This is a genomic window from Alcanivorax sp., assembly GCF_019431375.1.
GTDB classification, from domain to species: Bacteria; Pseudomonadota; Gammaproteobacteria; order Pseudomonadales; family Alcanivoracaceae; genus Alcanivorax; species Alcanivorax jadensis_A.
On sequence record NZ_CP080267.1, the window covers coordinates 3,497,830 to 3,520,751 of the forward strand.

Consider the following 22,922-nt stretch of genomic DNA (forward strand, 5'->3'; position numbering starts at 1 on the left):
CAGGTGTCGCTGCCTGTGTAATTCCATGATTGGTTCTTTAGTGTGCGTAGATTATGAAGATCTACGACTATAGTGTGATTTAATTCACACCCGAAAGTACCAAAATTCATTAAATTTCAGCAACTTATACCGCTTGGTGCCACTGGCGGCCCGTTTATCACTCCCTCATTGATGCCCTTCACCGGCTTGCTAGAGTTAATTCACACAATATTGGGTTGCATGTCTCCATGAAGAGCATAAATCAAAAACAACGGGGCTTTACGATTGTCGAGGCGATGGTGGCGATTGTCATTATGGGGGTCCTGATCGCGATGGTCGCTCCGTCTTTCCGGATGCTGACTGCGGACTCTGCGGTTCGCTCCTGCACCATGGATCTGGTCGCGGCACTTAACACTGCCCGTGCGGATGCAGTGAATCTGCGCCGTACTGTCAGTGTGGAAGCCGTGGATGGAACCACTACAGGAAATGAGTGGGGAGCTGGTGGTTGGACCCTTGAGTATGCGGGATCCACAGAATCAAAAACTTTTGATCCCTGTGAGAACGCTACGCTGACAGAAGCGGATGGCACCACGACGGTGACGTTTGATCTTCAGGGGCGGACCCCGGCTGCACTGACTTTTCAGGTTTGTCATGCGAAAGGGGAAGTGACGGGGCGCCAGATTGGGGTAGGGCGCACCGGCTTGTTGAAAAATGAAGATTTTGACGGGTGCAGCTGATGACGAAAGTGAAGTCAATGCAGATTCGCCAGGCTGGCGTGGGGATGTTGGAAGTGCTTGTGGCGCTTCTGGTGCTGAGTATCGGGGTGCTTGGTTACGCCGGTCTCCAGCTCCGGGCGCTGGATTCTACGGACGAAACCTATATGCGCTCCCAGGCAATGGCGATTGCCCAGGATGCGGTTGAAAGGATGATGGCGAACCCCGGTTCATCCACGGTTTACCAGACCGAGTCCAACTGGAGCGGCGATCCGGCTGCCACGTTACCCGATACATGCTGGAACAGTGATTGTACTGCCAGTGCCATGGCGACCTGGGATATAGCTCAGCTCAAATGGTATGCCAATGACCTCCTCTCGCAAGGTGTGGTTCGTGTTGAAGACTGCAAGGGCAGTTCTGCTCAGTGTGTGCTGGTGGCCTGGGGCGGCGAATCTCTGGATAACTGCCAGGATGCAAATCAGGTTGTCAGCGAAGCTGACTGTGTGGTCCTGGAGGTGCGCACATGATGCGTTCGAAACAGCAAGGGTTCAGTCTTGTCGAGCTGATGGTCGCATTGCTGCTCGGTACGTTGATCACCGCAGCAGCAGTGCAGATGTTTATCACTAATCAGCGCTCTTTTCGCCTGCAGCAAACCATGAGTGAAGTGCAGGAAACCGGCCGTTTTGCCGCTGAGTTGATGTCTAAAGAATTGCGCATGGCGGGCCTGACTCGAGCTGATGGTACGGAATCTGGAGGTGTCATCGTCGCCAGTAGCTATGAAGGCGGCACGGGAGCTACTGACAACGATGAGCTGCGTTTTCGCTTCTTCGGCACCATGGATTGTGAAGGTGATCTTTACACGGGGGCAAATGATGATGCCCTGATAGAGAATCGCTATTCCGTTAACGCAGACGGCGACCTGGTTTGTGTGGGTCTAATCGATGCCAATGATGATCTGGCTTTTAGTGGCGGTGAAGTGGATACCGATGGCGTCACTCTGGTCAGTAATGTGGACAGTTTTCAGGTTCAGTACGGTGTGGACAGGGCAATGACCGCAGGGGCCACGGCAGACGATGGTGTGCCCTATGCCGGCAACTATCGCAGAGCCGACCAGGTTGCCGCAGGGGATCTGATTGTTAGTGTGCGGATCGGTTTGCTGGTAAGGGCATCCCGCGACAGTGATGTTCAGAGCGAAACGCCAAGAGGCTTTACCGTGCTGGACAATGAGTTGAGCGGTGGTGCAGCGCCTCTGGATGTGCAGGCGGTACGACGGTTGTTTATTCGCACAATCAAACTTCGTAATTACAGATGGGATTCCGTGTAGATGAAAACTGCAGCCCAACTTTTACATCGAAGAAAACAGGATGGCATGGCGTTATTCATCGCTCTGCTTCTGTTGGTGGTGATTTCCATTCTGGGTGTCTCCGCCATGCGTATGTCGCTGTTCAATGCTCGAATCACCACCGGGTCTCAGGTGAGCGCCATGACATTTCAGGCAGGTGAAACTGCATTGCAGTCCATGTTTGAAGAGGCCCTGAATGCGGATGAGGGTGGACAGAATAACGTCATCCTCAGGGCACTAACTAGCCGTTTCTCCGAGGGGAAATTCGAGATACAGCACCGCTGTGTGACTGCGGATGACCCTTACCAGAGCGGTGCCTGCGGTGCATCAGACTACATGGACTCGCGCAGCCTGCTGAAATCCTCGTCTCGGACGGTGGCAAAAAACAATATCCGTAATATCGCTGGGAACTCCATCACCACGACGGGGGCGGGCGGTACCACGGTTGTCTGGTATGACTTTGTGACGGTAGCCAAGGGCGACATGGAAGATCTGGAAGTGGAAAGTCACAGTGTCCAGGAATTCTCCCGCAAGGGGCTATACATGAGCGGCAACTTCTAGGTTGCGCGGGTGGGGAGACAAAAAATGAATATTTTTAAACGAACCGGTTGTTACTTCGGCCTTGGCGCGGCCATTTTTCTCAGTGTGCCTGGTTTGCATGCCGATGACACTGAAGTTTATCTGCAGGGCATTCCTGCTGGTAGCAGTAATAACATCATGATGATGATCGATACTGCAGGCGCCGGTAACTCTGGCGATATCATCGAAAACATTGCTGCTGCCCTGAACCGTGTGATCGACCGAACTGCGTCCAGTACTAACATGGGGTTATCCCGCTACTATGCGGGCGGCCAGCCGGGAGGGTCCTATGTGGCCTATCCGGTCACCCCGTTGCTTAATACCGCAGGCACCCAGTTGACCAGTCTGGCTATTACCGGGGATGGTGATGCCTACCAGGCAAGCAGTAGTGATGCCATTGTTATTGGGGATGCGGAGGTCAAGGTTGTGGGGGGCGATGGCAGTACCCGCCACGGTTTTGTTTTCAATCCGGTGGCGGTGCCTCGCCATGCCTCCATTACCAATGCCTACATTGAACTTCACTCCTCCTTTCCGGTCAGCGGCGCTGCAGTGAGCCTGCTACATGATGATGTAGATCTGGCCCAGCCTTTTTCTGCCAGCAATGATCTGTTTGCCGCTGGCTGGACAGAGTCGGTCATTACCAAGGTAACCGGCCAGGATAACCGCACCTACAATACGGGTGCCGAGTGGGATACCAAAGTCGAGAAAGTTGACACCTACACCATTCGTATTCCATTAACCCCAGTCATGCAGGATATGGTCAGCCGGGCGGCCTGGTGTGGCAATGAAACCATCGGCCTTGGCTTTATGCGCTCGGATTCCTCTTTTACCTACTACGCCTCCGAGGCGAATGGACAGTTGCTTCCGGATGGCGTGACCCCAGTGAAAGCGCCTTCCCTACATGTCGAGTGGGACCCCACAAGCATGGTGGTGGGCGCTGGCCTGTCTGGTGACGATGCATTGTCCTGTATGGGGGGCGAGCATCGCGATCCTTCCCAAACCGATAATGATGCGATCGAGTTACTGTCCGGCGGCACCTTGTTCAGTGACCGTCCCTTCCTGGTAGGTGATGCAGGCAATCTGGATACCGTATCCACCTCCAAGAAAGCCACCAACCCGAATGGCAGTAAGGAAGCGGTTTCTTCCGGTTCTTATATGGCAGCGTTGAGAATGCCCCAGTTTGGTCTTCAAAGCGGGGATGTGATCAGCAACGCCAGGCTCTACCTCAATGCCATGGAGGTTTCCGGCAATGGTAAATTGGTCATTGATGCGATCAATGGGGATGCCCAGCCGTTTGACAGTGATGGCAGTATTTCTGCTCAGGGCACCCTGGGTGCCAGCGTTGAGTATTCATTAACGGCTGGCCAGCAGGGTTACTTTGAGGTAGATGTGACCGACATGGTCAACAAGGTGCTGGCAACCTCAGGGTGGACGGCAGGCAGCAATCTTGGCTTTGTGCTGAAAAGTTCTGCGCCGGATTCCTTCTCGGTGCGTCTGGGAGGTATGGATGACGGTGTCGCCAGTGCCGCATACATGAAATTTGATGCCCTCGCTGCCAGTACTTCCAGCTTCCTTCCTTCTTCTCGAGATGCGCTGAAGGAGCAGGTGGCATTGCTGGCCAGTGCCAAGGGTGGGGGTAAGCCTGATACTGCCACCAGTCTGCTGGACATGGGTTCCTACATGCATGGCCATGTACCCATCACTGGGGCGGATTATTATAAAAGCAATGAGGGCACCGAGCCGGCCGATACCTATGCGGATGATATTTTCGATGCCCGGTATACCAGCTATCGATTGCCGCCCAGCGCTGCAGATCAGTGCTCACGCAGTCATATCATCATGATGGCCGGCAAGAGCCCCAACGATCGAAAGACTGCGCAGGATAACGTTTCCAAGGCGACCGAAGGCGTCGTCAAGGGCTCTGATCCTGACTGCCCGGGAACAGACGACTACACCTGTTCTGCCACGTATGCCAAGTGGCTGGCGAACCCGGTGGATCCGGCGGATCGTGTGCCGGTGGTGACCCACATTGTCGGTTTTCAGCTAACAGACACTGAGACTGAGGGTTATTCCCGTATTGCCGAAGCATCGGGGGGCTTCTATGTGCCGGCGTCGAATGTGGACGAGGTCGAGACGGCGTTTTCCGAAATCATAGACCGCATTACGGTGGAAAATGCCTCTTTGGCTGCGCCGGGTGTGGCAGTTAACCAGTTGAACCGTTTCCAGCATCTGGATCAGCTGTACTACTCCGTATTCAAACCGGATTTCCTGACACAGTGGAAAGGTAACCTGAAGCGTTACCGTCTCGAGTTTGCCAGCTCTGGCCCTAGAATTGTCGATGCAACTGGTGCCGTGGCCACCGACGACACGACAGGCTTCTTCAAGGATGAGTCGAAGAGTTTCTGGTCTGATTCCGTGGATGGCAATCTGGCGGTAATGGGTGGTGCCCGGGGCGAGATCGACAACGGTAGTACCACTCGCAAGCTATATTACTTTGCGGGTACCGAGAGCAACCTTGAGCCTTCCGGCAGCATCGATGCAACCTCATTCGGCAGTGGTGAGGGGCTAACGCTGATGGATGATACCAATCAGCCCTCTGCAGCCCAGATGAACCTGGCAGACGCCGCCGACCAGCCGGAAGCGCTGACCTTCCTCAAGTTCTCATGGGGCGACCCCCTGCACAGTGAGCCACGTTTGGTGACTTATGAAGTGGACACTGCCAATAATACTCAGGACAACGTGGTTTTCGTCGGCACAAACGATGGCATTCTTCATGCTGTGGATGCGGATGATGGCAGTGAGCGCTTCTCTTTTATTCCTCCTGATGAGCTGGCCAAGACCGGGGCGAGAATGGAGAACGAGAAGCTGTTGCCCATGGACTACCCCCGTTCCACTTACGGACTGGATGCGACCTGGACTCCCTGGCGCCGGGTGGAAGGTTCAAATCTGAACGTCTATATGTTCGGTGGGCAGCGTCGCGGTGGACGTAACATGTATGCTCTGGATGTGACGGATGCGGATGCGACACCCGACCCTCGTCTGTTGTGGCGAATCCAGGGTGGAACCACATCCGGTTTTGATGACCTGGGGCAGACCTGGTCCAGCCCGACGCTGTCGCAGATCAAGATTAATGGTAAAGCGGTGCCGGTACTGATCTTCGGTGGTGGTTACGATGATGCAAGCCACGATACGGCGGGCACGTCATCCTCCGGTGATAGCATGGGCAATGCCATCTATATGGTGAATGCTACCAACGGCAAGCTTATCTGGAGCGCCTCGGATGCCAGTAGTAATTCCGGGGCTGCATCCCACGACACTGTAAGCAATATGAAGTGGAGCATTCCTTCTGACGTGGCTGCAGTGGATCTGGATGTGGATGGCTTTATTGATGCCCTTTATGCCACTGATCTGGGTGGGCAAATCTTCCGGGTAGATCTGAATATGGATAATACCGGAGCGGGTAGCCTGGTGCGTCGCGTTGAGACCCTTGCCTCCCTGGGGTACGCGGAGTCCTCCTCCTATGGTGATCACCGACGTTTTTATGCCTCTGTGACTGCCTCGCTGGCTTACGATAGTTCCGACAACCCCTTCCTGCAGGTGGTGGTTGGTTCGGGTTATCGGGCGCATCCTCTTGAAAAGAATGCGACTCAGGATCGTATCTTCATGGTGGAGGACACGGACATCTTCAAGGCGCAGAAATCCGGGTATACGTCATCTGGAACAGTGGGTTCTTCCGACCTGGTGGATGTGACCAGTAACCTCTCTCCCTCTGCAGGAGATCTCTCCAAACGAGGTTGGTATATCAACCTGGACAAGGCGAACGGGGAGAAGGTGCTGGATGCTGCCGCTATTCTGGATGGTGTCATCTATCTCACGGCCTACGTGCCTACCGACCTCTCCTCGCGTTCGGATTGTGCTCCGGTGCAGGGGCGCACCCGCCTTTACACTATCAATGTGAACGATGCGTCGCCGGCAGGGGATGCAAATAACGATGGAACTGTGGATGGCTCGGACCGTATTGAGGAGAGTGCGCTCATTGGTCTGGGTGGGGGTGCAACGGTCGTTGTGGGGGGGGAAGATCCGCCCACTGATCCGGATGAAACCGATGATGATGGCTATGATTCGGCCTGCGAGAGTGGTTCCCAGATCGCGATTCTGGTGGGTACTTCCGTCCGTTCGGGTGGTTTTATGAAAGGCTGTGGTCTGAAGAAGACCCGCTGGTATCAGGTAGACAGTGATGCGGAGGCGGATGCGGTTATCCAGGCGGAGAACCCCAGCCCGACAACGCCATAAACAAAATAAATACGCTTGGGGGCAAAAGCCCCCTTCGGGGTTGATATGCAGAATAGAAACAGACAGACAGGTTTTACCCTGATTGAGTTGCTTATTACAGTGATGATAGTGGCTATTCTGGCTGCGATTGCCTATCCGTCATACACCAATCATGTTCGTAATACGGTTGAGGCCAAAGTGCGTGGTGATCTGATGGATCTGGCTGCATCTCAGGAGCGCTGGCGATCCCAGAACTTCAAATACACTAACTCTCTCACCAAATTGGGGTCGTCTCTGGCCAGTGACGAGAAGTACACAGTGACGATTACTTTGGCTAATGGCGACCAGACCTATGAAGCGTTGGCGACGCCAAAGAGCGGTTCTATTGTTGCGGGGGAGGTGTCATTCAAGATTAATCAGGATAGTGATACCTGTTTCGGAACGGGTGGCTGCACGATTGGCACCGATGATCCCTGGAGCAAGCGCTGACGATGGTTTTTTCCTGCCCGGTTACGGAGTAACCGGGCAGCTCCCCTTCGGTATACTGCTTTCCACTCTTGGCCGACCCACCCAGTTAACCACCACTCGTTTGCCAACATCCTTCAGGCAGACGTAAAAGCTCCCGTTCTGGTAGTACCCTTTGCCAGTGGCTTTGTATCGAAACCAGGGTTTGCCCCGGAAACTTTTCCACTGCCATTGAATTTGTTTTGTGTCACCGGTTTCCGCGACAATGTTCTCCCCTGTGTCATGTTTCAGATTCTTGTTGCTGTCGTGGAAAGCCATCAGCCCCGGCCCCGGGCTATGGCCATTGCAGTCACTGTTCTTGATGCAGATCACGATGTCGCCTTGCACAAGGCTGCTGCTACGGGCTTGTAACATTAATGCCAGTGTATCATTGGCGGCTGCGGCCAGCCGCTGATTGGTGACGAGTTGTTGCAGTGAGGGCAGGGAGAGGGATAGTACTAGCCCCATTATGATCAGCGAGACCATAAGCTCCATCAGTGTTGTGCCGGTTTCTCTTTTCATTCTTCATGCTCTGATGCCTGAACAGGCAGCATAGACAGCACATTGTCATGGTGGCATAGATAAATTTCGCAAGACGGTGTAGGGCAGTTATGACAAAGCATGTAGCCGATGTAGCAGTGGTCGGGGCAGGAGTGCTGGGGCTTTTGTCCGCCCTGGAGTTGAATCGTCGGGGCAGGCAGGTCACGGTGTTTCACGACGAGCCGGCTCGCAATCCAGCTTCTTGGGCTGGCGGCGGAATTCTTTCGCCACTTTTCCCCTGGCGGTATTCTGATGCGCTAACCCTTCTGACTCGGAATGCGGTGCAGGATTATCAGGCGCTGGCCGGTATGCTGGAGGTGGACTTCCAGGTAGTTCCACAGGGATTGCTGGCGGTGACGGATGAAACCCATCAAGTCACAGACTGGTGTCGCCGTCACGAAGTGACTTGCGAGCGCCACCCGCTTGGTTGGTTCTTGCCTGAACTGGGTTCTGTGCGTAATCCATGGTTGATTGATCGGCTCAGGGAGGCGCTGGGGAAACGTGGTGTCAACATAGCGGCTGAGAAGGTCACCGGCCTTGAAGAAGCCGGGGATGGATTGAATGTGGTGACAGCGGCAAGCAAGCACCCGTTCGATGCGGTTGTAGTTGCAGCGGGGGCTTGGTCGGCTCCACTGTTGATTCCCTGGGGGGTGACGTTGCCGGTGACTCCTGTGAAAGGGCAAATGCTGTTGTGGGATCTGGGTGAGGATTGCCCCGATACGGTCTGGCTCAGCGATTCCGGTTATTTCATTCCCCGTGGCGAGGGACTCTGTCTGTTTGGTTCTACAATGGAGCCGTCTTTCGAGACAAGTCTTCCTACCAGGGAGGGGTATGAGAGCCTATGCGAAAACGCCTTGCGGCTGAAACCATCGCTGGCGGGAAAAACGCCTTTGGCTGTATGGGCAGGACTTAGGCCCGGTAACATGAGAGACGAGCCGTATATCTTTCCCGTGGATTCGCAACAACGCCTGTGGGTCAACACGGGGCACTTTCGTAATGGGCTGGTGGCAGCCCCTGCTAGTGCTCGGTTACTGGCACAATGGATGTGTGGGGAGCCACTGGAGTTCGATCCATCGCCCTACGGAGCTCCCTGATCACTCGCTGCCATCGTCCCTGTCTAACTCTAGCTTCTTGAGTCGATAGCGCAGGGAGCGAAATGTCATGCCCAGTTTTTTCGCGGCAGCAGTCCGATTCCAGTGTGTGGCATCCAGTGCCTTGAGGATTTCCTGGCGCTCGATGTCCTGCAGAAAGTCTTCCAGCGGTTGGTCGGCGGCCCGCTTGGGCAAGACCTGACTGGCGCCATCGGTTGTTTTGGCTGGGGCAGGGGAAGAGGGCGACTGTAAATGCAGGCTCTCCGTCTCGATAACCATACCATTGCAAAGGGTCATCGCCCTTTCCAGCGTGTTTTCCAGTTCTCGCACATTACCGGGGAAGGGGTAATCACACAGAGCTTTCATGGCCTGGCCGCTGACCTTGGGAGCTCTGGTGTCCCAGGCTTGGCTGAGGCGCTGAAGAATATGATCAACCAGTGCAGGTATGTCTTCCTGTCGTTCGCGAAGCGGTGGTACGTGAGCTTCGATAACGTTGAGACGATAAAACAGATCCTGCCGGAAGCGACCTTCGGCCATTTCATTGGCCAGATCCTTGTGGGTAGCGCAGAGAATACGCAGGTTCACCTGGAACTCTCGAGCCTCACCCACCGGGCGTACACTCTTTTCCTGAATGGCCCGGAGCAGTTTGACCTGCATGTGCAAGGGCAGATCAGCCACTTCATCCAGAAACAGGGTGCCACCATCGGCTTCCCGAAACAGGCCTTTACAGTCTTCCACGGCACCGGTAAATGCGCCTTTACGATGGCCGAAAAATTCGCTTTCCATCAACTCCGATGGGATAGCGCCGCAGTTGACGGCGACAAAGGGTTTTTCCCTGCGTGGGCCCAGGTTGTGAATCAGGCGGGCTATGCGCTCCTTGCCGCTGCCGGATTCGCCGCTGATGTAGATCGGTGCCTGGCTGCGTGCCAGCTTGCGAACCTGGGCCTTCAGGGCGCGCATGCTCGGTGCCTGCCCGATCAGGTTGTCTTCTTCCTCGTGATGGTCTTCCACCTCGCTGATGCCTAGCCCGTCTTCAATCAATTGGCGCAGGCGATCCAGCGCCACGGGCTTGGCAATAAAGTCATAGGCACCAAATTTCATCGCATCGGTGGCGGTTTCCATACTGCCGTAAGCGGTAATGACCGCGGTAGGCATATCGGGACATTGCCGGGAAATAAACTGCAGCAACTCCAGCCCGGTGCCATCCCCCAGATTCATGTCGGTTAGGCACAGGTCAAACGTTCTTTCACCAAGTGCCGCTTTGGCTGCGCCAAGTGATTCGGCTGCTGTAGCCTTGAGTTTCATGCGCCCAAGGGTGATCACCAGCAGTTCGCGTAGATCGGCTTCGTCGTCAACAACCAATACGTGTGGGGTATCAGCACTCATAATCAGATCATGTTATTGAAATTGTCGGTGCGGGTGGGCAAAGGTTATCACAAAGCTGGCTCCGTTCGGGGTGTCTTCCAGATTCAGCGCAGCCTGATTGGCCTGGCAAAGCTCCCGACTTAGATAGAGGCCAAGTCCATTGCCGTCACTGGCCGTGGTATAGAAGGGCTCAAAAAGGTGTCGGGCAGTCTCGGGAGGAATGCCACTGCCGTTATCCCGGATTCTGAGCCAGGGCAGGCCGGTTTGTTCATGACTGCCACATTCCAGTGTAACCCGGCAGTTCTCCCCGCCATGCTGGAAGGCATTGCGAATCAGATTGTCGACCACCTGGGTCAGTTGATTGCGATCAAAGCGTACTTCCACGTCCGATTGACATGCCTTGCCAAGGCGCTCGCTGGAGTAGCCTCGCAGGCTCCATTGTTCACAAAGCTCGTTGAGAAACGGCGCCAAACCAAAGCGTTCTGCTTGCCCTTTGCCTCGACGTGACAGATCCAGAACATCATGAATGATGCCATTCACCCGGCCCACATGGTTGCGAATGATGCCAAGCAAATGTTGGTCTTCCTCGCTGGCATCGCCGTCCAGCAACAGCTCGGTGGCATGATTGATGGCGCTTAACGGGTTGCGTATCTCATGAGCCAGGGTTGCGGAAAGGCGCCCCAGCGAGGCGAGATTCATCTGCTGGGCTTCCTGGGCGACCCTGGCGCTGTCTTCCAGAAACAGTAGTGTGAGCAGCTCGTGGTCGGTTTCCAGGGGGGCAAACCGGGGGTTGAGTACCGGTGATTGTTCCGAGGTTCTCAGGGTGGCCAGTGGCAGTAACGGATTGTCCTGCCAGCGTTGATAACGGCTGACCAGTTGCTGGGGCAACTGGTTGCCGAGCATGGGTGTGCCAAACAGGCTGTTGGCTGCCTGGTTGGCCATCAGAATGCGGAAGGATTCGTCGAATACCACAACGCCGGTCCGCATGCGCTGCACAATCTGCTGGTTCAGGGCTTCCAGGCGCTCGATCGCCACCCGCTGGCGCTGTGCAATCCGCTCGGTTTGCTGCAGTCGCTGGGTTATCTGCTGAATGATCAGCGATACCATGAAAAAGGCGATGCCCAGCAGGCCGGATTCTGTCAGCAGGAAAGAGGAGTCCGACAGGGACTGCATGGAAAAGTAAAACTGCTCAAACATCATGACCAGTGTGGCCATAGCAGCAATCAGGAAGCCCAGGCGCCCGCGCAACAGAATGTTGCCGGCGGCCACGGTAACCAGAAGCAGTACTGCCAGGCCGCCCTCCAGACCCCCGTTGGAATGGACAACGAGCGACAGCATGGTCAGATCGGTAATCAGCGAGGCAGGCTGTGCCCAGGCCGGATAGGCACGTTTCTCGGCCCGAAAGTCCAGGGTGACGGATGCCAGCGTCAGACCCAGATAGACAAAGAGTGTGGTTTCAAACAATAACGGTAAGTGATTGCCGATCAGGGCTTGTTCCGGGCCGAAGTGCAGCAGCATCAGGCTGCAGGCGATGGCAATCCGGTAGACATTGTAGATGCGGGCAGGCGTCCACCCCTGGCTAGCGGTCATGGTGCTCCAGATACAGGCGTTGGTGCTCCTGGCAGCAGAAGTGATGGCCGTTATGAGTGAAGGCTTCCGGGGCCGGAACATGCACGCCACACTGGGCGCATTTGAGCATGGCCTGGGCGTCCTGACTGCTGCGGTCGGGGCTGGAGTTGTCGCGGCCGCTTGCCTGTGACAGCAGGTTTTTCACCACTCGCCAGGCCAGATAGATCAGGGCGGCAATAATCAGCAGGCGAATCAGGCCCATCTTGTTCTCCTTGTTTGCCGGGATGCGTTCATCGATCGCCGGCTAAAGAGTACAATCAGCGCTCACTTGAGGAAAGGCCGGTTAACCATGCGGATTATTATGGCCCAGCAGAATGCGCTGGTGGGTGACATTGAGGGTAATGCCCAGCGGGTGATTGATGCGGCGGACGAGGCTCGCCGTCTGCTGGGGGCGGATCTGGTGCTGTTCCCGGAATTGATGCTGACCGGCTATCCACCGGAGGATCTGCTGTTGCGGCCCAGTCTCAACAGCCGTGTGGATGCGGCTCTGGCGATGATCGGCCAGCAGGTTAGTGTGCCGGTGGTGATCGGCTATCCTGCGGTGCGCAATGGCCAGCGTCGCAATGCCGCCGGGGTGATGTTCCCCGGCGAAAGCCGCCCTCGCCATGAATATTTCAAGCAGCATTTGCCCAATTACCGGGTGTTTGACGAAAAACGTTACTTTCAGCCCGGTTCCGAGGCTTGCACGTTCGAACTGGATGGCTGGATGCTGGGGCTGACCATCTGCGAGGACATCTGGCATAGCGGGCCGGCAGCCCAGCTGCAGCAGCAGGATGTGGATCTGGTGTTGAATCTGAATGCCTCCCCCTTCCGGGCCAACAAATTCCAGGAGCGCCTGGAACAGGTTCAAGCCCGCAGCCGTGAAACCGGTTTGCCAATTCTTTATTGCAACCTGGTAGGCGGCCAGGATGAACTGGTTTTTGATGGTGCGTCCTTTGTCTGCGACAGCCAGGGACACCGCTGTATCCAGGCCGCCAGCTTTACCGAGGCGCTAATCCCGGTAGACCTGCAGTGTACTGATGGACACTGCGAGCCCATGGGCGAGCAGCTTCCGCTGCCTGGCCTGGAAGAAAGCCTCTATCAGGCCCTGGTGCTGGCAACCCGGGATTACGTGAACAAGAATGGCTTCAAGGGGGCGCTTCTGGGTCTGTCAGGAGGCATTGATTCGGCCCTGACCCTGGCGGTGGCGGTGGATGCCCTGGGGCCGGAGCGGGTCGAAGCGGTGATGATGCCGTTCCGCTATACCTCTGCTATGAGCCTGGAGGACGCAGAGAAGCAGGCCAAAACCCTGCGGGTGCATTACCGTGTACTGCCCATCGAGCCCGCCTTCAATGGTTTTATGGATATTCTCAGCGAGGCATTTGCCGGGCAGGAGAAAGACACCACCGAAGAAAACCTGCAGGCCCGTTGTCGCGGCGTCTTGCTCATGGCGCTCTCCAACAAGAATGGCTCGGTGGTACTGACCACCGGTAACAAGAGTGAGATGGCCGTGGGGTATGCCACTCTTTATGGGGATATGGCCGGTGGTTTCTCGGTGCTCAAGGATGTGTTCAAGACCATGGTTTACCGTCTGGCCAATTGGCGAAACCAGCAGGCGGGTGTGGAAATTATTCCGGAGCGAGTCATTACCCGCCCACCGTCGGCCGAGCTGGCCCCGGACCAGGTCGACAGTGATTCATTGCCGGATTACGACGAGCTGGATGCGATTCTCGAGCGCTATGTAGAGCAGGACATGAGCGCCGAAGCGGTTATCCGTGATGGCTTCGACCGTGACAACGTCTACCGGGTAGTAAAACTCACTGATCGTAACGAGTACAAACGCCGCCAGGCCGCCGTCGGCCCCCGCGTCAGCCGCCGCGCCTTCGGTAAGGACCGCCGCTACCCGATCACTAACGGCTGGCGGCCGGGGGACTAGAGGTAGCGACTAGCTGCTAGTTATTCCAAGACAGGGCTCGATAAGAAGTTGGAAGCGCGAAGACAAAAAAGGTGGCATCAGAACAGATCCGATGCCACCTTTTTAAGCTAGAAGCTAGAAGCTAGAAGCTAGAAGCTAGAAGCTAGAAGCTAGAAGCTGCTACAGAAGGTCAAACGTCAGCAGGCTCAGCAGCCCGTCATCCTCGTCCGGCCACCAGGCCAGGGCGACCTGTTTGTCATCGTCCAGAAACTTGCTGTCCGGCCAGTTCAGGGCCAGTACGTTGCGGCTTTTCTCTGCCAGTTCCGGTTGCTTCAGGCGCTGGTAGCCTTTGGTCATGATAGCCAGTGCCTCGGGGACGGCAGGGGTCTGCTGGAAATGCTTGACCACATACTGAGCCCGATTAATGGAGGCGATGATGGCGCCGCGGCGAGCGTAGTAGCGGGCCACATGGAGTTCCTGGCGGGCCAGCTGGTTACGGATGTGGACCATCCGAGACCGGGCATCCGGCGCGTACTCGCTGTCCGGGAAGCGGTTCACCAGGCGCTCGAAATCCCGGAACGCGTCCTTGGCTGCTCCCATGTCCTTGCTGGACTTGTCGGAGCTCACCATGTTGTCGAACAGGCCCTTCTCCATATTGAAGTTGGCCAGCCCGCGCATATACAGCGCGTAGTCCATGCGCGGATGGGCCGGATAATTGCGCATGAAGCGCTGTGCGGCTACCACCGTGGCCGGGTAATCCACCGCCCGATACTGGGCGTAGATCAGATCCAGAGCTGCCTGCTCGGCAAAATCCCCATAGGGGAAGCGAGCTTCCAGCTCCTTGAGCTGGTCAATGGCGGTCAGGTAGTTCTTGGACTCCAGGGACTCGCTGGCTTCCCGATACTGGTCTGCCTCGGTCAATTCCGGGCGGTCCTTGTTGCTGGCGCAGCCAGCTAGCAGCAGCAGGCCCAGCAGTGGCCATAAAATACGTGGCATTCTTCCCTCGTTAAACGGTTACAATGACGGGCTGGCGAGCCTTTGAATAATTCAGACACGGCATTTAAACACAGGTTGGACTATGGGACATCTTGGCGGCGAGAAAATTCAGCGTAGCGAACAGGTGCGCGCAGATCAGGCGGGGCAGCGGGTAGACCAGGCTGCTGCCGAGCTGTTCGAGGGGTTTTCCCGATCACGGCTGCAGGGCTGGATCAAGGATGGGGTGTTGACCGTCAACGGCGGCAAAGCCAAGCCCAAGGACAAACTGATCGGCAATGAATGCCTGACACTGGAAGTGGAAATCGCCCCGGAACTGGATGACCTGCCCCAGTCCATTGAGCTGGATGTGGTCTATCAGGATGACGATCTGATCGTGATCAACAAGCCCACCGGTCTGGTGGTACACCCGGCAGCGGGCCATGCGGATGGCACCTTGCTCAATGGCCTGCTGCACCTGGATGAACGGCTGAACAGTCTGCCTCGGGCCGGCATCGTCCACCGGTTGGATCGGGATACCACCGGCCTGATGGTGGTGGCTCGCTCGCTGGAAGCCCACCAGAGCCTGGTGGCGCAGTTGCAGGACAAGAGCCTGTTTCGCCAGTACGAGGCCATTGCCGTGGGGGTGATGACCGGTGGTGGCAAGGTGGATGCCCCTATCGGGCGTCACCCGGTGGATCGTAAAAAGCAGGCGGTGGTGAAACACGGCGGCAAGGAAGCGGTGACTCACTACCGTGTTCTGGATCGTTATCGAGCCCACACCCGCATCAAGGTGCAGCTGGAAACCGGACGTACCCACCAGATACGCGTACACATGGCCCATCGCAATTACCCACTGGTGGGCGATCCGCTTTACGGGGGGCGCCTCAAGCAGCCTGCCGGTGCCAGTGAGGCCTTGCGTGAAGCCCTGCGACGTTTCCCTCGTCAGGCCCTGCATGCACGCAAACTCGGCTTGATTCATCCTGCCACGGGTGAATACTGTGAATTCGAAGCGCCGCTGCCTGAAGATATGCAGGCGTTGATTCAGGTGCTGGAAGAAGACGCCAACTCGTAGGGTGGAAATAGCTGCATAGCACCTCCGCCAGAACCAGTGAATGGCGGAGATGCAGAAGGGGTTTCCGCGTTACCCAATCAGGGCTGCTCCCATGACCTTACCCAGTCGTTCCCAATGGATCTGGCCAGCGTGGCAGCCGCACCCGTCTGTGCGTGTGGCCGTCACAACCCGTGCCGGTAGTCACTCCCCGCCACCCTGGAATGGCTTCAATCTGGGCATGAACTGCGGCGACCAACCCGCCCGGGTGGAGCAGGCCCGTCATCATGTAGAGAAGCTGCTGCAAGCAGACCACCCGGTGGCCTGGCTGCGGCAGGTCCACGGCAAACGGGTGATCCGGGCAGATGATTCTGACAATGAGGCAGATGGGGTCTGGACCGACCAGCAGCGCTGGCCCTGTGTGGTGCTTACCGCCGACTGCTTGCCTGTGTTGCTGGCGCGAACTGATGGCAGTGCGGTGGCAGCTGTGCATGCGGGCTGGCGTGGTCTGCAAGCGGGCATCGTTGCAGAAGGGGTGAGCAGGATTGCTCCAAATGGTGAGCCAGTCAGTGCCTGGCTGGGTCCGGCGATCTGCGGTAAATGCTACCAGGTCGGCGATGAGGTCTACCGGGCCTTTGTGGATGCCCATGCAGATTTCAAAGCCGCCTTTCACGCCGATGCCACCCCTCATCATTGGCGATTTTCCGTCGCCCAGGCCGCGATCATTGAGCTGGCTCGTCTGGGCGTGGAGGACGTCCAGGGGGGGGAGCTTTGCACCGCTTGCGACCTAAAGCGCTTCTATTCATACCGAAAAGAAGGCGACACGGGTCGGTTTGCGTCAATGATCTGGCTAGACCAATAAAAGAGCAGTGAATAGTTAATAGTGAACAGTGAATAGTTCGCGTCCGGGGTGAATCGATTTTGAAACGCAAGAGGCCGCGCTCATGGTTTGGGCGCGGCTTCTTGCGTTTCAGAAACAGACAAGCGGCCTCGCGTCGCTGTTAACTGTTCACTATTAACTATTCACTGCTCTTGAATCTGGCTCAATCGGACCCATTAAAGGGACAGATGATTGATAACCGGTGATCGTGGCTGGCTTGCCGACAGGGAGCTGGAGCGCGGATCACAACCGGAAAGGAGAGCCCAAATGCGAATGGACAAACTCACCGCACGCCTGCAGGAAGCCCTGTCAGACGCGCAATCCCTGGCCGTGGGGCAGGGCAACAGCACCATTGAGCCGGTTCACCTGATGCTGGCGCTGATGCAGCAGCAGGGTGGGGCGGCCAAGCCGTTGCTGGAGAAAGCCGGCGCCAACGTTGCGGATGTGATTACTGCCCTGAATATGGCGGTGGACAAGCTGCCCACGGTCAGCAACTTCACCGGCGATGTGCAGATGGGGCAGGCCACTGGTCGTTTACTGAACATGGCGGATCGGGAAGCCCAGCAACGTGGTGATCAATACCTGTCCACCGAGGTGGTGTTGCTGGCGGCCTGTGACGATAACGGTGAGCTTGGCAAACTGATGAAGAATGCCGGTGTCACCAAGAAGACGCTGGCAGAGAAGATTGCCCAGGTGCGGGGGGGAGAAGCGGTGAACGATCCCAATGCGGAAGACAAGCGTGAAGCGCTGGACAAGTACACGGTGAACCTGACCGAACGAGCCGAGTCCGGCAAGCTGGACCCGGTGATCGGTCGTGACGATGAAATCCGGCGCACCATTCAAGTATTGCAGCGTCGCACCAAGAACAACCCCGTTCTCATCGGCGAACCCGGGGTAGGCAAGACTGCCATTGTGGAAGGACTGGCCCAGCGCATCGTCAACGGCGAAGTTCCGGAAGGGCTGAAGGACAAACAGGTACTGTCCCTGGATATGGCTGCCCTGATTGCTGGTGCCAAGTATCGCGGCGAGTTCGAGGAGCGTCTCAAGGCGGTACTCAATGAGTTGGCCAAGCAGGAAGGGCGCATCATCCTCTTCATCGATGAGTTGCACACCATGGTCGGCGCCGGCAAGGGCGAAGGTTCCATGGATGCCGGCAACATGCTGAAACCGGCCTTGGCCCGGGGTGAGCTGCACTGTGTCGGCGCCACCACGCTCGATGAATATCGCCAGTACATCGAAAAGGATGCGGCCCTGGAACGTCGCTTCCAGAAAGTGCAGGTGGACGAGCCTACGGTGGAAGACACCATCGCCATTCTGCGCGGCCTGAAAGAGCGTTACGAGGTGCATCATGGTGTGGATATCACCGACAGCGCCATCATTGCCGCGGCCAGGCTCAGTCATCGCTATATCACCGATCGTCAGTTGCCAGACAAGGCTATTGACCTGATTGATGAGGCCGGTAGCCGTATCCGCATGGAAATTGATTCCATGCCGGAAGAAATGGACCGTCTTGACCGTCGCCTGATCCAGCTGAAGATGGAGCGTCAGGCGCTGCGCAAGGAAGAGGACGAGGCCAGCAGAAAGCGGCTGGAAAAACTGGAAGCGGATATCGACGAGCTGGAAAAGCAGTACGCGGATCTGGAAGAAATCTGGCAAGCCGAAAAAGCCGCGTTGCAGGGCGCCCAGGAATACAAGGCTGAACTGGAGCAGGCTCGAGTTGAGCTGGAGCAGGCCCGCCGCGCCGGGGACCTGAACCGTATGTCCGAGCTACAGTATGGGGTCATCCCGGAACTGGAGAAAAAGGTACAGGCGGCCCAGGACCAGGAAGAGCAGCAGTCCCAGACGGAAAACCAGTTGCTGCGCAACAAGGTGACCGACGAGGAAATCGCCGAGGTGGTGTCCAAGTGGACCGGGATTCCCGTCGCCAAGATGCTGGAAGGCGAGAAAGACAAGCTGCTGCGAATGGAAGAGGCCTTGCACCAGCGGGTAGTCGGCCAGGCAGAAGCGGTGGAAGCGGTGGCCAACGCGGTGCGGCGTTCCCGGGCCGGGTTGTCCGATCCGAACCGTCCCAATGGCAGCTTCCTGTTCCTCGGCCCGACCGGGGTGGGTAAGACCGAGCTGTGTAAGGCGCTGGCCAATTTCCTGTTCGATACCGAAGAGGCCATGGTGCGTATCGACATGTCCGAGTTCATGGAGAAGCACTCCGTGGCGCGGCTGGTGGGTGCGCCTCCGGGCTACGTAGGTTACGAAGAAGGTGGCTATCTGACCGAAGCCGTGCGCCGCAAGCCATACTCCGTGGTGCTGCTGGATGAAGTGGAAAAGGCGCATCCGGATGTGTTCAACATCCTGTTGCAGGTGCTGGACGATGGCCGCCTGACCGATGGCCAGGGCCGTACTGTGGACTTCCGCAACACCGTGGTGGTGATGACCTCCAATCTGGGCTCCGACCTGATCCAGAAACTGGCCGGAGAGAACGATTATGAGGCCATGAAAGCGGCGGTCATGGAGGTTGTGGGTAACCATTTTCGCCCGGAATTCATCAACCGGGTGGACGAAACGGTGGTGTTTCATCCGCTGGCCAAGGATCAGCTTAAGGGCATTGCCGGTATTCAGCTGGACTACTTGCGCAAGCGGCTGGCTGAGCGGGATATCCGCCTCGAGCTTAGCGATGCGGCGCTGGATAAACTGGTGGAAGCTGGCTTCGACCCGGTCTATGGTGCCCGGCCCCTGAAGCGGGCCATCCAGCAACAGCTGGAAAACCCGTTGGCCCAGTCCTTGCTCAGAGGAGAGTTCGGGCAGGGTGACACTATCTCGATCGGGGTGAACGAGGACCGGTTCACGTTTGATCGTTGATCCGCTGTCATTACCACAAAAAAGCCGCAGAGTGATCTGCGGCTTTTTTGTGTTTACCTGAATGGGGCTAGGACGCTTCGCATTGCTCCAGCGCCTTGCGGGTTTTTTCCAGAATTTCCTCCCGCTTGTCCTGGTCAATCACTTCCATCTCGCCGGTTTCCGGGTTCTTCTGGCGAACCGTCGGCTTGTTGATGAGGATGTCCAGGTTCTTGCGATACTGCTCGCAACGCTCCTGCTGGACGGCCTCCGGGTCGGTTTTTTCCCGCCGTGCCTCTTCCGCAGCCTGTTCGGCCTGTTCGCGCTCTTTGGTGGCCTGGTCCCGTTTCTCCTGCAGGGACTCGAGTGCCTTGTTCTGGTCCGAGCTGGCATTGGCGCGAGTATTCACTTCCGTGGAGACCACTCCCTGCGGTGGGTTGGCCCCATAGTGGGTGACGCCATTATCGTCGACCCATTTGTAGAACTTGGCCGCCGAGCTGGCGCTGGCGAGGATGAGCAGAGCGCTGCCAAGCAACAGGCTGAATTTGTTCATAATGTTGGTCTTCTTTTCGGGTTGTCTTTTCGGCTCGTACTTTAGCATGACTGTTGAGGGGGATTTTCTGCAACCCAAACCCGACCAAGGGCTTTGAATCGACGCACATTTCTGACAAAATTGGGCCTTTCCGGAGATCGGGACCCGCATTTGCTTACCGGTAAATGTGAGGCCGGGACCCGGGGCACCGTTACCGCGATGTCCTGCCAGCAGTATCACTGCACTCTCGTCCCGCTGTGGGAGCCTCCGGAGGTTTCTCATTCCTATTTAGCGGGAGTAATCCCTCTTCAGGTTTGCAGTGCCTCCGTGTCGCCCTCCCAGCCTGCGTTCGTGTCGGCCACCTCCGACAGGGCCCAAGAGCACCCAAATACGGTGTTTTACCCGCAGGCAGCAAGTTGTAAAGCCCGTCCCGCTGCACGGCAGTGGGTTGTATGCATTCTGATTTGAGGTAGCAACCGTGGAAATGTTATCCGGCGCGGAGATGGTGGTCCGTGCGCTGCAAGACGAGGGAGTGGAGTACATCTTCGGGTATCCCGGGGGGTCCGTACTGCACATTTACGATGCATTGTTCCAGCAGGACACGGTCAGCCACATTCTGGTTCGTCACGAGCAGGCGGCCACCCATGCGGCGGACGGTTATGCCCGTGCCACCGGCAAGCCCGGCGTGGTGATGGTGACCTCGGGTCCCGGTGCCACCAATGCCATTACCGGTCTGGCGACGGCGTTCATGGATTCCATCCCCATGATCGTTCTGTCTGGTCAGGTGCGCTCCGACTGGATTGGCGATGACGCCTTCCAGGAAACCGACATGATCGGCGTGTCCCGTCCGGTGGTGAAGCACAGCTTCATGGTCCGCGATGCCAAGGACATTCCGGAGATCATGAAAAAGGCGTTCTACATTGCCACCACCGGCCGTCCCGGCCCGGTACTGATCGATATTCCCAAGGATCAGACCGCGCCGAACGTGAAGAACCCTTACGAGTATCCGAAAAAGGTCAAGATGCGTTCCTATGCGCCGGTCAGCCGTGGCCACTCTGGCCAGATCCGCAAGGCAGTGGAAGAGCTGATGAAAGCCAAGCGCCCGGTGATCTATGCGGGTGGCGGCGTGATCCAGGGCGAGGGTAGCGAACTGCTGACCAAGCTGGCCCATCGCTTGAACTTCCCGGTAACCAATACCCTGATGGGGCTGGGCTGTTTCCCGGGTACGGATCCGCAGAATGTGGGCATGCTGGGCATGCATGGCACCTATGAAGCCAACATGACTATGCACAGCTCCGATGTGATTCTCGCGGTGGGGGCTCGCCTGGACGACCGGGTGACCAACAACGTGAAGAAATTCTGTCCGGGTGCCAAGATCATCCACATTGATATCGACCCGGCGACTATCTCCAAGAACATTATGGCGCATATCCCCATCGTGGGGCCGGTGCACCAGGTGCTGGAAGAGATGTTGTCGGCTCTGGATGAGCACGGTGGCGAGCCGGACCAGAAGGCGCTGGAGCGCTGGTGGGAAGAGATCGAAGGCTGGCGCAAGGTTCACGGCATGCGCTATGAGACCAATGAAAATGGTCCCATGAAGCCCCAGCAGGTGGTGGAAGCCCTTTACAAGGCCACCGGTGGTGACGCCTATGTGACCTCGGATGTGGGCCAGCACCAGATGTTTGCCGCCCAGTACTACAAGTACGACAAGCCCCGTCGCTGGATCAACTCCGGTGGCCTGGGGACCATGGGCTTCGGTTTGCCTGCGGCCATGGGCGTGCAGTTCGCGTTCCCGGACGCCACCGTGGCCTGTGTCACTGGTGAAGGCTCCATCCAGATGAACATTCAGGAGCTCTCCACCTGCCTGCAGTACGGCCTGCCGGTGAAGATCATCAACATCAATAACCAGGCCCTGGGCATGGTGCGTCAGTGGCAGGACATGCAATACGGTGGCCGCCACAGCCAGTCCTACATGGAGTCCTTGCCGGACTTTGTGGCCCTGGCGGAAGCCTACGGTCATGTGGGCATGAAGGTGACCAAGTTTGAGGACCTGGAAGGGGCCATGAACGAAGCCTTTGCCCTGAAAGATCGCCTGGTATTCATGGATATCTATGTGGACCCCACCGAGCACGTGTACCCGATGCAGATTGCAGACGGTTCCATGCGCGATATGTGGCTGAGCAAGACGGAGCGGACCTGATGCGTCGTATTATCTCTATTCTGATGGAAAACGAGCCGGGCGCACTGAGCCGGGTGATCGGTCTGTTCTCCCAGCGGGGCTACAACATCGAAAGCCTGTCGGTGGCGCCCACCGAAGACAGCACCCTGTCGCGCCTGACCCTGACCACTTTTGGTAATGATCTGAAGATCGAGCAGATCACCAAGCACCTGAACAAGCTGATCGAGGTGGTCAAGCTGGTGGATCTCACCGAGGGGGCGCACATCGAGCGCGAGCTGATGCTGATCAAGGTGAAAGCCACCGGTGCCCAGCGTGCCGAGGTGAAGCGCAGTGTGGACATCTTCCGCGGCCAGATCGTGGATGTGACCAGCACCGTCTATACCGTTCAGCTCACCGGTGCTTCCGACAAGCTGGATGCCTTTATCGGTGCCATCGGGGAAACCCAGGTACTGGAAGTGGTGCGTTCCGGCGTGTCCGGGATCTCCCGGGGCGAGAAGGTGTTGAGCCTGTAAGAACGCTCGATGTCTGACGCCATATGAAAAGCCGCTCTTCGGAGCGGCTTTTTTGTGCC

At 57.1% G+C, this 22,922-nt stretch carries 19 protein-coding genes; 13 read left to right on the plus strand and 6 right to left on the minus strand.

From position 1 onward, the window contains the following. The first annotated feature begins 227 nt into the window (after positions 1-227). The 6 genes from KZ772_RS16465 to KZ772_RS16490 are packed head-to-tail and all read left to right on the plus strand — an operon-like array spanning position 228 to position 7,374. The gene (locus KZ772_RS16465; RefSeq protein WP_290537539.1) at positions 228-716 is read left to right on the plus strand and encodes a GspH/FimT family pseudopilin; all 489 of its coding nucleotides are present in this window, start codon (positions 228-230) and stop codon (positions 714-716) included. Continuing rightward, the gene (gene pilV / locus KZ772_RS16470; protein WP_290537540.1) at positions 716-1,219 is read left to right on the plus strand and encodes a type IV pilus modification protein PilV; all 504 of its coding nucleotides are present in this window, start codon (positions 716-718) and stop codon (positions 1,217-1,219) included. The genes KZ772_RS16465 and pilV overlap by 1 nt, the downstream gene beginning before the upstream one ends. Continuing rightward, positions 1,216-2,016, plus strand: a complete 801-nt coding sequence (locus KZ772_RS16475; protein WP_290537541.1) for a PilW family protein — start codon at positions 1,216-1,218, stop codon at positions 2,014-2,016. Before pilV ends, KZ772_RS16475 begins: the two co-directional genes overlap by 4 nt. Before the next feature lie 45 nt (positions 2,017-2,061). Next, complete coding sequence (locus KZ772_RS16480; RefSeq protein WP_290537542.1) at positions 2,062-2,595, plus strand: PilX N-terminal domain-containing pilus assembly protein; 534 nt, start codon at positions 2,062-2,064, stop codon at positions 2,593-2,595. Between the two features lie 24 nt (positions 2,596-2,619). Next, positions 2,620-6,906: a PilC/PilY family type IV pilus protein gene (locus KZ772_RS16485; RefSeq protein WP_290537543.1), complete on the plus strand. Its 4,287-nt coding sequence runs from the start codon at positions 2,620-2,622 to the stop codon at positions 6,904-6,906. A 45-nt stretch (positions 6,907-6,951) separates the two neighbouring features. Further along, positions 6,952-7,374, plus strand: a complete 423-nt coding sequence (locus tag KZ772_RS16490) for a type IV pilin protein (protein ID WP_290537544.1) — start codon at positions 6,952-6,954, stop codon at positions 7,372-7,374. 21 nt (positions 7,375-7,395) lie between these two features. Here KZ772_RS16490 and KZ772_RS16495 read toward each other — a convergent pair whose 3' ends face one another. Then, positions 7,396-7,911, minus strand: coding sequence for a GspH/FimT family pseudopilin (locus tag KZ772_RS16495; protein ID WP_290537545.1), 516 nt, complete (start codon positions 7,909-7,911; stop codon positions 7,396-7,398). A gap of 89 nt (positions 7,912-8,000) precedes the next feature. Here KZ772_RS16495 and KZ772_RS16500 point away from each other — a divergent pair, with 89 nt between their 5' ends. Next, entirely contained in the window at positions 8,001-9,023 is a 1,023-nt protein-coding gene (locus tag KZ772_RS16500; RefSeq protein ID WP_290537546.1) for an FAD-dependent oxidoreductase, read from the plus strand. Here the strand turns inward: KZ772_RS16500 and KZ772_RS16505 are convergent, their stop codons facing one another. Genes KZ772_RS16505 through KZ772_RS16515 form a run of 3 tightly spaced genes read right to left on the minus strand, consistent with a single transcriptional unit; the run spans position 9,024 to position 12,216 of the window. Next, the gene (locus KZ772_RS16505; protein ID WP_290537547.1) at positions 9,024-10,406 is read right to left on the minus strand and encodes a sigma-54 dependent transcriptional regulator; all 1,383 of its coding nucleotides are present in this window, start codon (positions 10,404-10,406) and stop codon (positions 9,024-9,026) included. 12 nt (positions 10,407-10,418) lie between these two features. Beyond that, positions 10,419-11,975, minus strand: a complete 1,557-nt coding sequence (locus KZ772_RS16510) for an ATP-binding protein (protein WP_290537548.1) — start codon at positions 11,973-11,975, stop codon at positions 10,419-10,421. Then, positions 11,965-12,216 carry a PP0621 family protein gene (locus tag KZ772_RS16515; RefSeq protein ID WP_290537549.1) on the minus strand — a complete coding sequence of 84 codons (252 nt, stop codon included), beginning with the start codon at positions 12,214-12,216 and terminating at the stop codon, positions 11,965-11,967. Before KZ772_RS16515 ends, KZ772_RS16510 begins: the two co-directional genes overlap by 11 nt. Positions 12,217-12,303: 87 nt before the next feature. Here KZ772_RS16515 and KZ772_RS16520 point away from each other — a divergent pair, with 87 nt between their 5' ends. After that, on the plus strand, positions 12,304-13,929 hold the full coding sequence (locus tag KZ772_RS16520) for an NAD+ synthase (RefSeq protein ID WP_290537550.1): 1,626 nt from the start codon (positions 12,304-12,306) through the stop codon (positions 13,927-13,929). Between the two features lie 159 nt (positions 13,930-14,088). Here the strand turns inward: KZ772_RS16520 and KZ772_RS16525 are convergent, their stop codons facing one another. Next, positions 14,089-14,904 carry an outer membrane protein assembly factor BamD gene (locus tag KZ772_RS16525; protein WP_290537551.1) on the minus strand — a complete coding sequence of 272 codons (816 nt, stop codon included), beginning with the start codon at positions 14,902-14,904 and terminating at the stop codon, positions 14,089-14,091. Positions 14,905-14,986: 82 nt separating this feature from the next. On the opposite strand from KZ772_RS16525, the gene rluD reads away from it, so the two are divergent. From rluD to clpB, 3 genes are all read left to right on the plus strand, one after another. After that, complete coding sequence (gene rluD / locus KZ772_RS16530; RefSeq protein WP_290537552.1) at positions 14,987-15,955, plus strand: 23S rRNA pseudouridine(1911/1915/1917) synthase RluD; 969 nt, start codon at positions 14,987-14,989, stop codon at positions 15,953-15,955. Positions 15,956-16,046: 91 nt separating this feature from the next. Further along, on the plus strand, positions 16,047-16,793 hold the full coding sequence (gene pgeF / locus KZ772_RS16535; protein WP_290537553.1) for a peptidoglycan editing factor PgeF: 747 nt from the start codon (positions 16,047-16,049) through the stop codon (positions 16,791-16,793). A gap of 285 nt (positions 16,794-17,078) precedes the next feature. Further along, positions 17,079-19,664 (plus strand): ATP-dependent chaperone ClpB, encoded by a 2,586-nt coding sequence (gene clpB, locus KZ772_RS16540; protein ID WP_290537554.1) that lies wholly within the window; start codon positions 17,079-17,081, stop codon positions 19,662-19,664. A 67-nt stretch (positions 19,665-19,731) separates the two neighbouring features. Here clpB and KZ772_RS16545 read toward each other — a convergent pair whose 3' ends face one another. Continuing rightward, entirely contained in the window at positions 19,732-20,193 is a 462-nt protein-coding gene (locus KZ772_RS16545) for a DUF4124 domain-containing protein (RefSeq protein ID WP_290537555.1), read from the minus strand. Positions 20,194-20,650: 457 nt separating this feature from the next. On the opposite strand from KZ772_RS16545, the gene KZ772_RS16550 reads away from it, so the two are divergent. Both KZ772_RS16550 and ilvN read left to right on the plus strand, forming a co-directional pair. Beyond that, positions 20,651-22,372 (plus strand): acetolactate synthase 3 large subunit, encoded by a 1,722-nt coding sequence (locus KZ772_RS16550; RefSeq protein WP_290537556.1) that lies wholly within the window; start codon positions 20,651-20,653, stop codon positions 22,370-22,372. Then, positions 22,372-22,863: an acetolactate synthase small subunit gene (ilvN, locus tag KZ772_RS16555; RefSeq protein ID WP_035250069.1), complete on the plus strand. Its 492-nt coding sequence runs from the start codon at positions 22,372-22,374 to the stop codon at positions 22,861-22,863. Before KZ772_RS16550 ends, ilvN begins: the two co-directional genes overlap by 1 nt. Positions 22,864-22,922 lie beyond the last annotated feature (59 nt).

Coding starts and splice junctions, on each gene's coding strand:
- KZ772_RS16465 (WP_290537539.1), top strand. CDS start 228: ATGAAGAGCATAAATCAAAAACAACGGGGCTTTACGATTGTCGAGGCG.
- pilV (WP_290537540.1), top strand. CDS start 716: ATGACGAAAGTGAAGTCAATGCAGATTCGCCAGGCTGGCGTGGGGATG.
- KZ772_RS16475 (WP_290537541.1), top strand. CDS start 1,216: ATGATGCGTTCGAAACAGCAAGGGTTCAGTCTTGTCGAGCTGATGGTC.
- KZ772_RS16480 (WP_290537542.1), top strand. CDS start 2,062: ATGGCGTTATTCATCGCTCTGCTTCTGTTGGTGGTGATTTCCATTCTG.
- KZ772_RS16485 (WP_290537543.1), top strand. CDS start 2,620: ATGAATATTTTTAAACGAACCGGTTGTTACTTCGGCCTTGGCGCGGCC.
- KZ772_RS16490 (WP_290537544.1), top strand. CDS start 6,952: ATGCAGAATAGAAACAGACAGACAGGTTTTACCCTGATTGAGTTGCTT.
- KZ772_RS16495 (WP_290537545.1), bottom strand. CDS start 7,911: ATGAAAAGAGAAACCGGCACAACACTGATGGAGCTTATGGTCTCGCTG.
- KZ772_RS16500 (WP_290537546.1), top strand. CDS start 8,001: ATGACAAAGCATGTAGCCGATGTAGCAGTGGTCGGGGCAGGAGTGCTG.
- KZ772_RS16505 (WP_290537547.1), bottom strand. CDS start 10,406: ATGAGTGCTGATACCCCACACGTATTGGTTGTTGACGACGAAGCCGAT.
- KZ772_RS16510 (WP_290537548.1), bottom strand. CDS start 11,975: ATGACCGCTAGCCAGGGGTGGACGCCTGCCCGCATCTACAATGTCTAC.
- KZ772_RS16515 (WP_290537549.1), bottom strand. CDS start 12,216: ATGGGCCTGATTCGCCTGCTGATTATTGCCGCCCTGATCTATCTGGCC.
- KZ772_RS16520 (WP_290537550.1), top strand. CDS start 12,304: ATGCGGATTATTATGGCCCAGCAGAATGCGCTGGTGGGTGACATTGAG.
- KZ772_RS16525 (WP_290537551.1), bottom strand. CDS start 14,904: ATGCCACGTATTTTATGGCCACTGCTGGGCCTGCTGCTGCTAGCTGGC.
- rluD (WP_290537552.1), top strand. CDS start 14,987: ATGGGACATCTTGGCGGCGAGAAAATTCAGCGTAGCGAACAGGTGCGC.
- pgeF (WP_290537553.1), top strand. CDS start 16,047: ATGACCTTACCCAGTCGTTCCCAATGGATCTGGCCAGCGTGGCAGCCG.
- clpB (WP_290537554.1), top strand. CDS start 17,079: ATGCGAATGGACAAACTCACCGCACGCCTGCAGGAAGCCCTGTCAGAC.
- KZ772_RS16545 (WP_290537555.1), bottom strand. CDS start 20,193: ATGAACAAATTCAGCCTGTTGCTTGGCAGCGCTCTGCTCATCCTCGCC.
- ilvN (WP_035250069.1), top strand. CDS start 22,372: ATGCGTCGTATTATCTCTATTCTGATGGAAAACGAGCCGGGCGCACTG.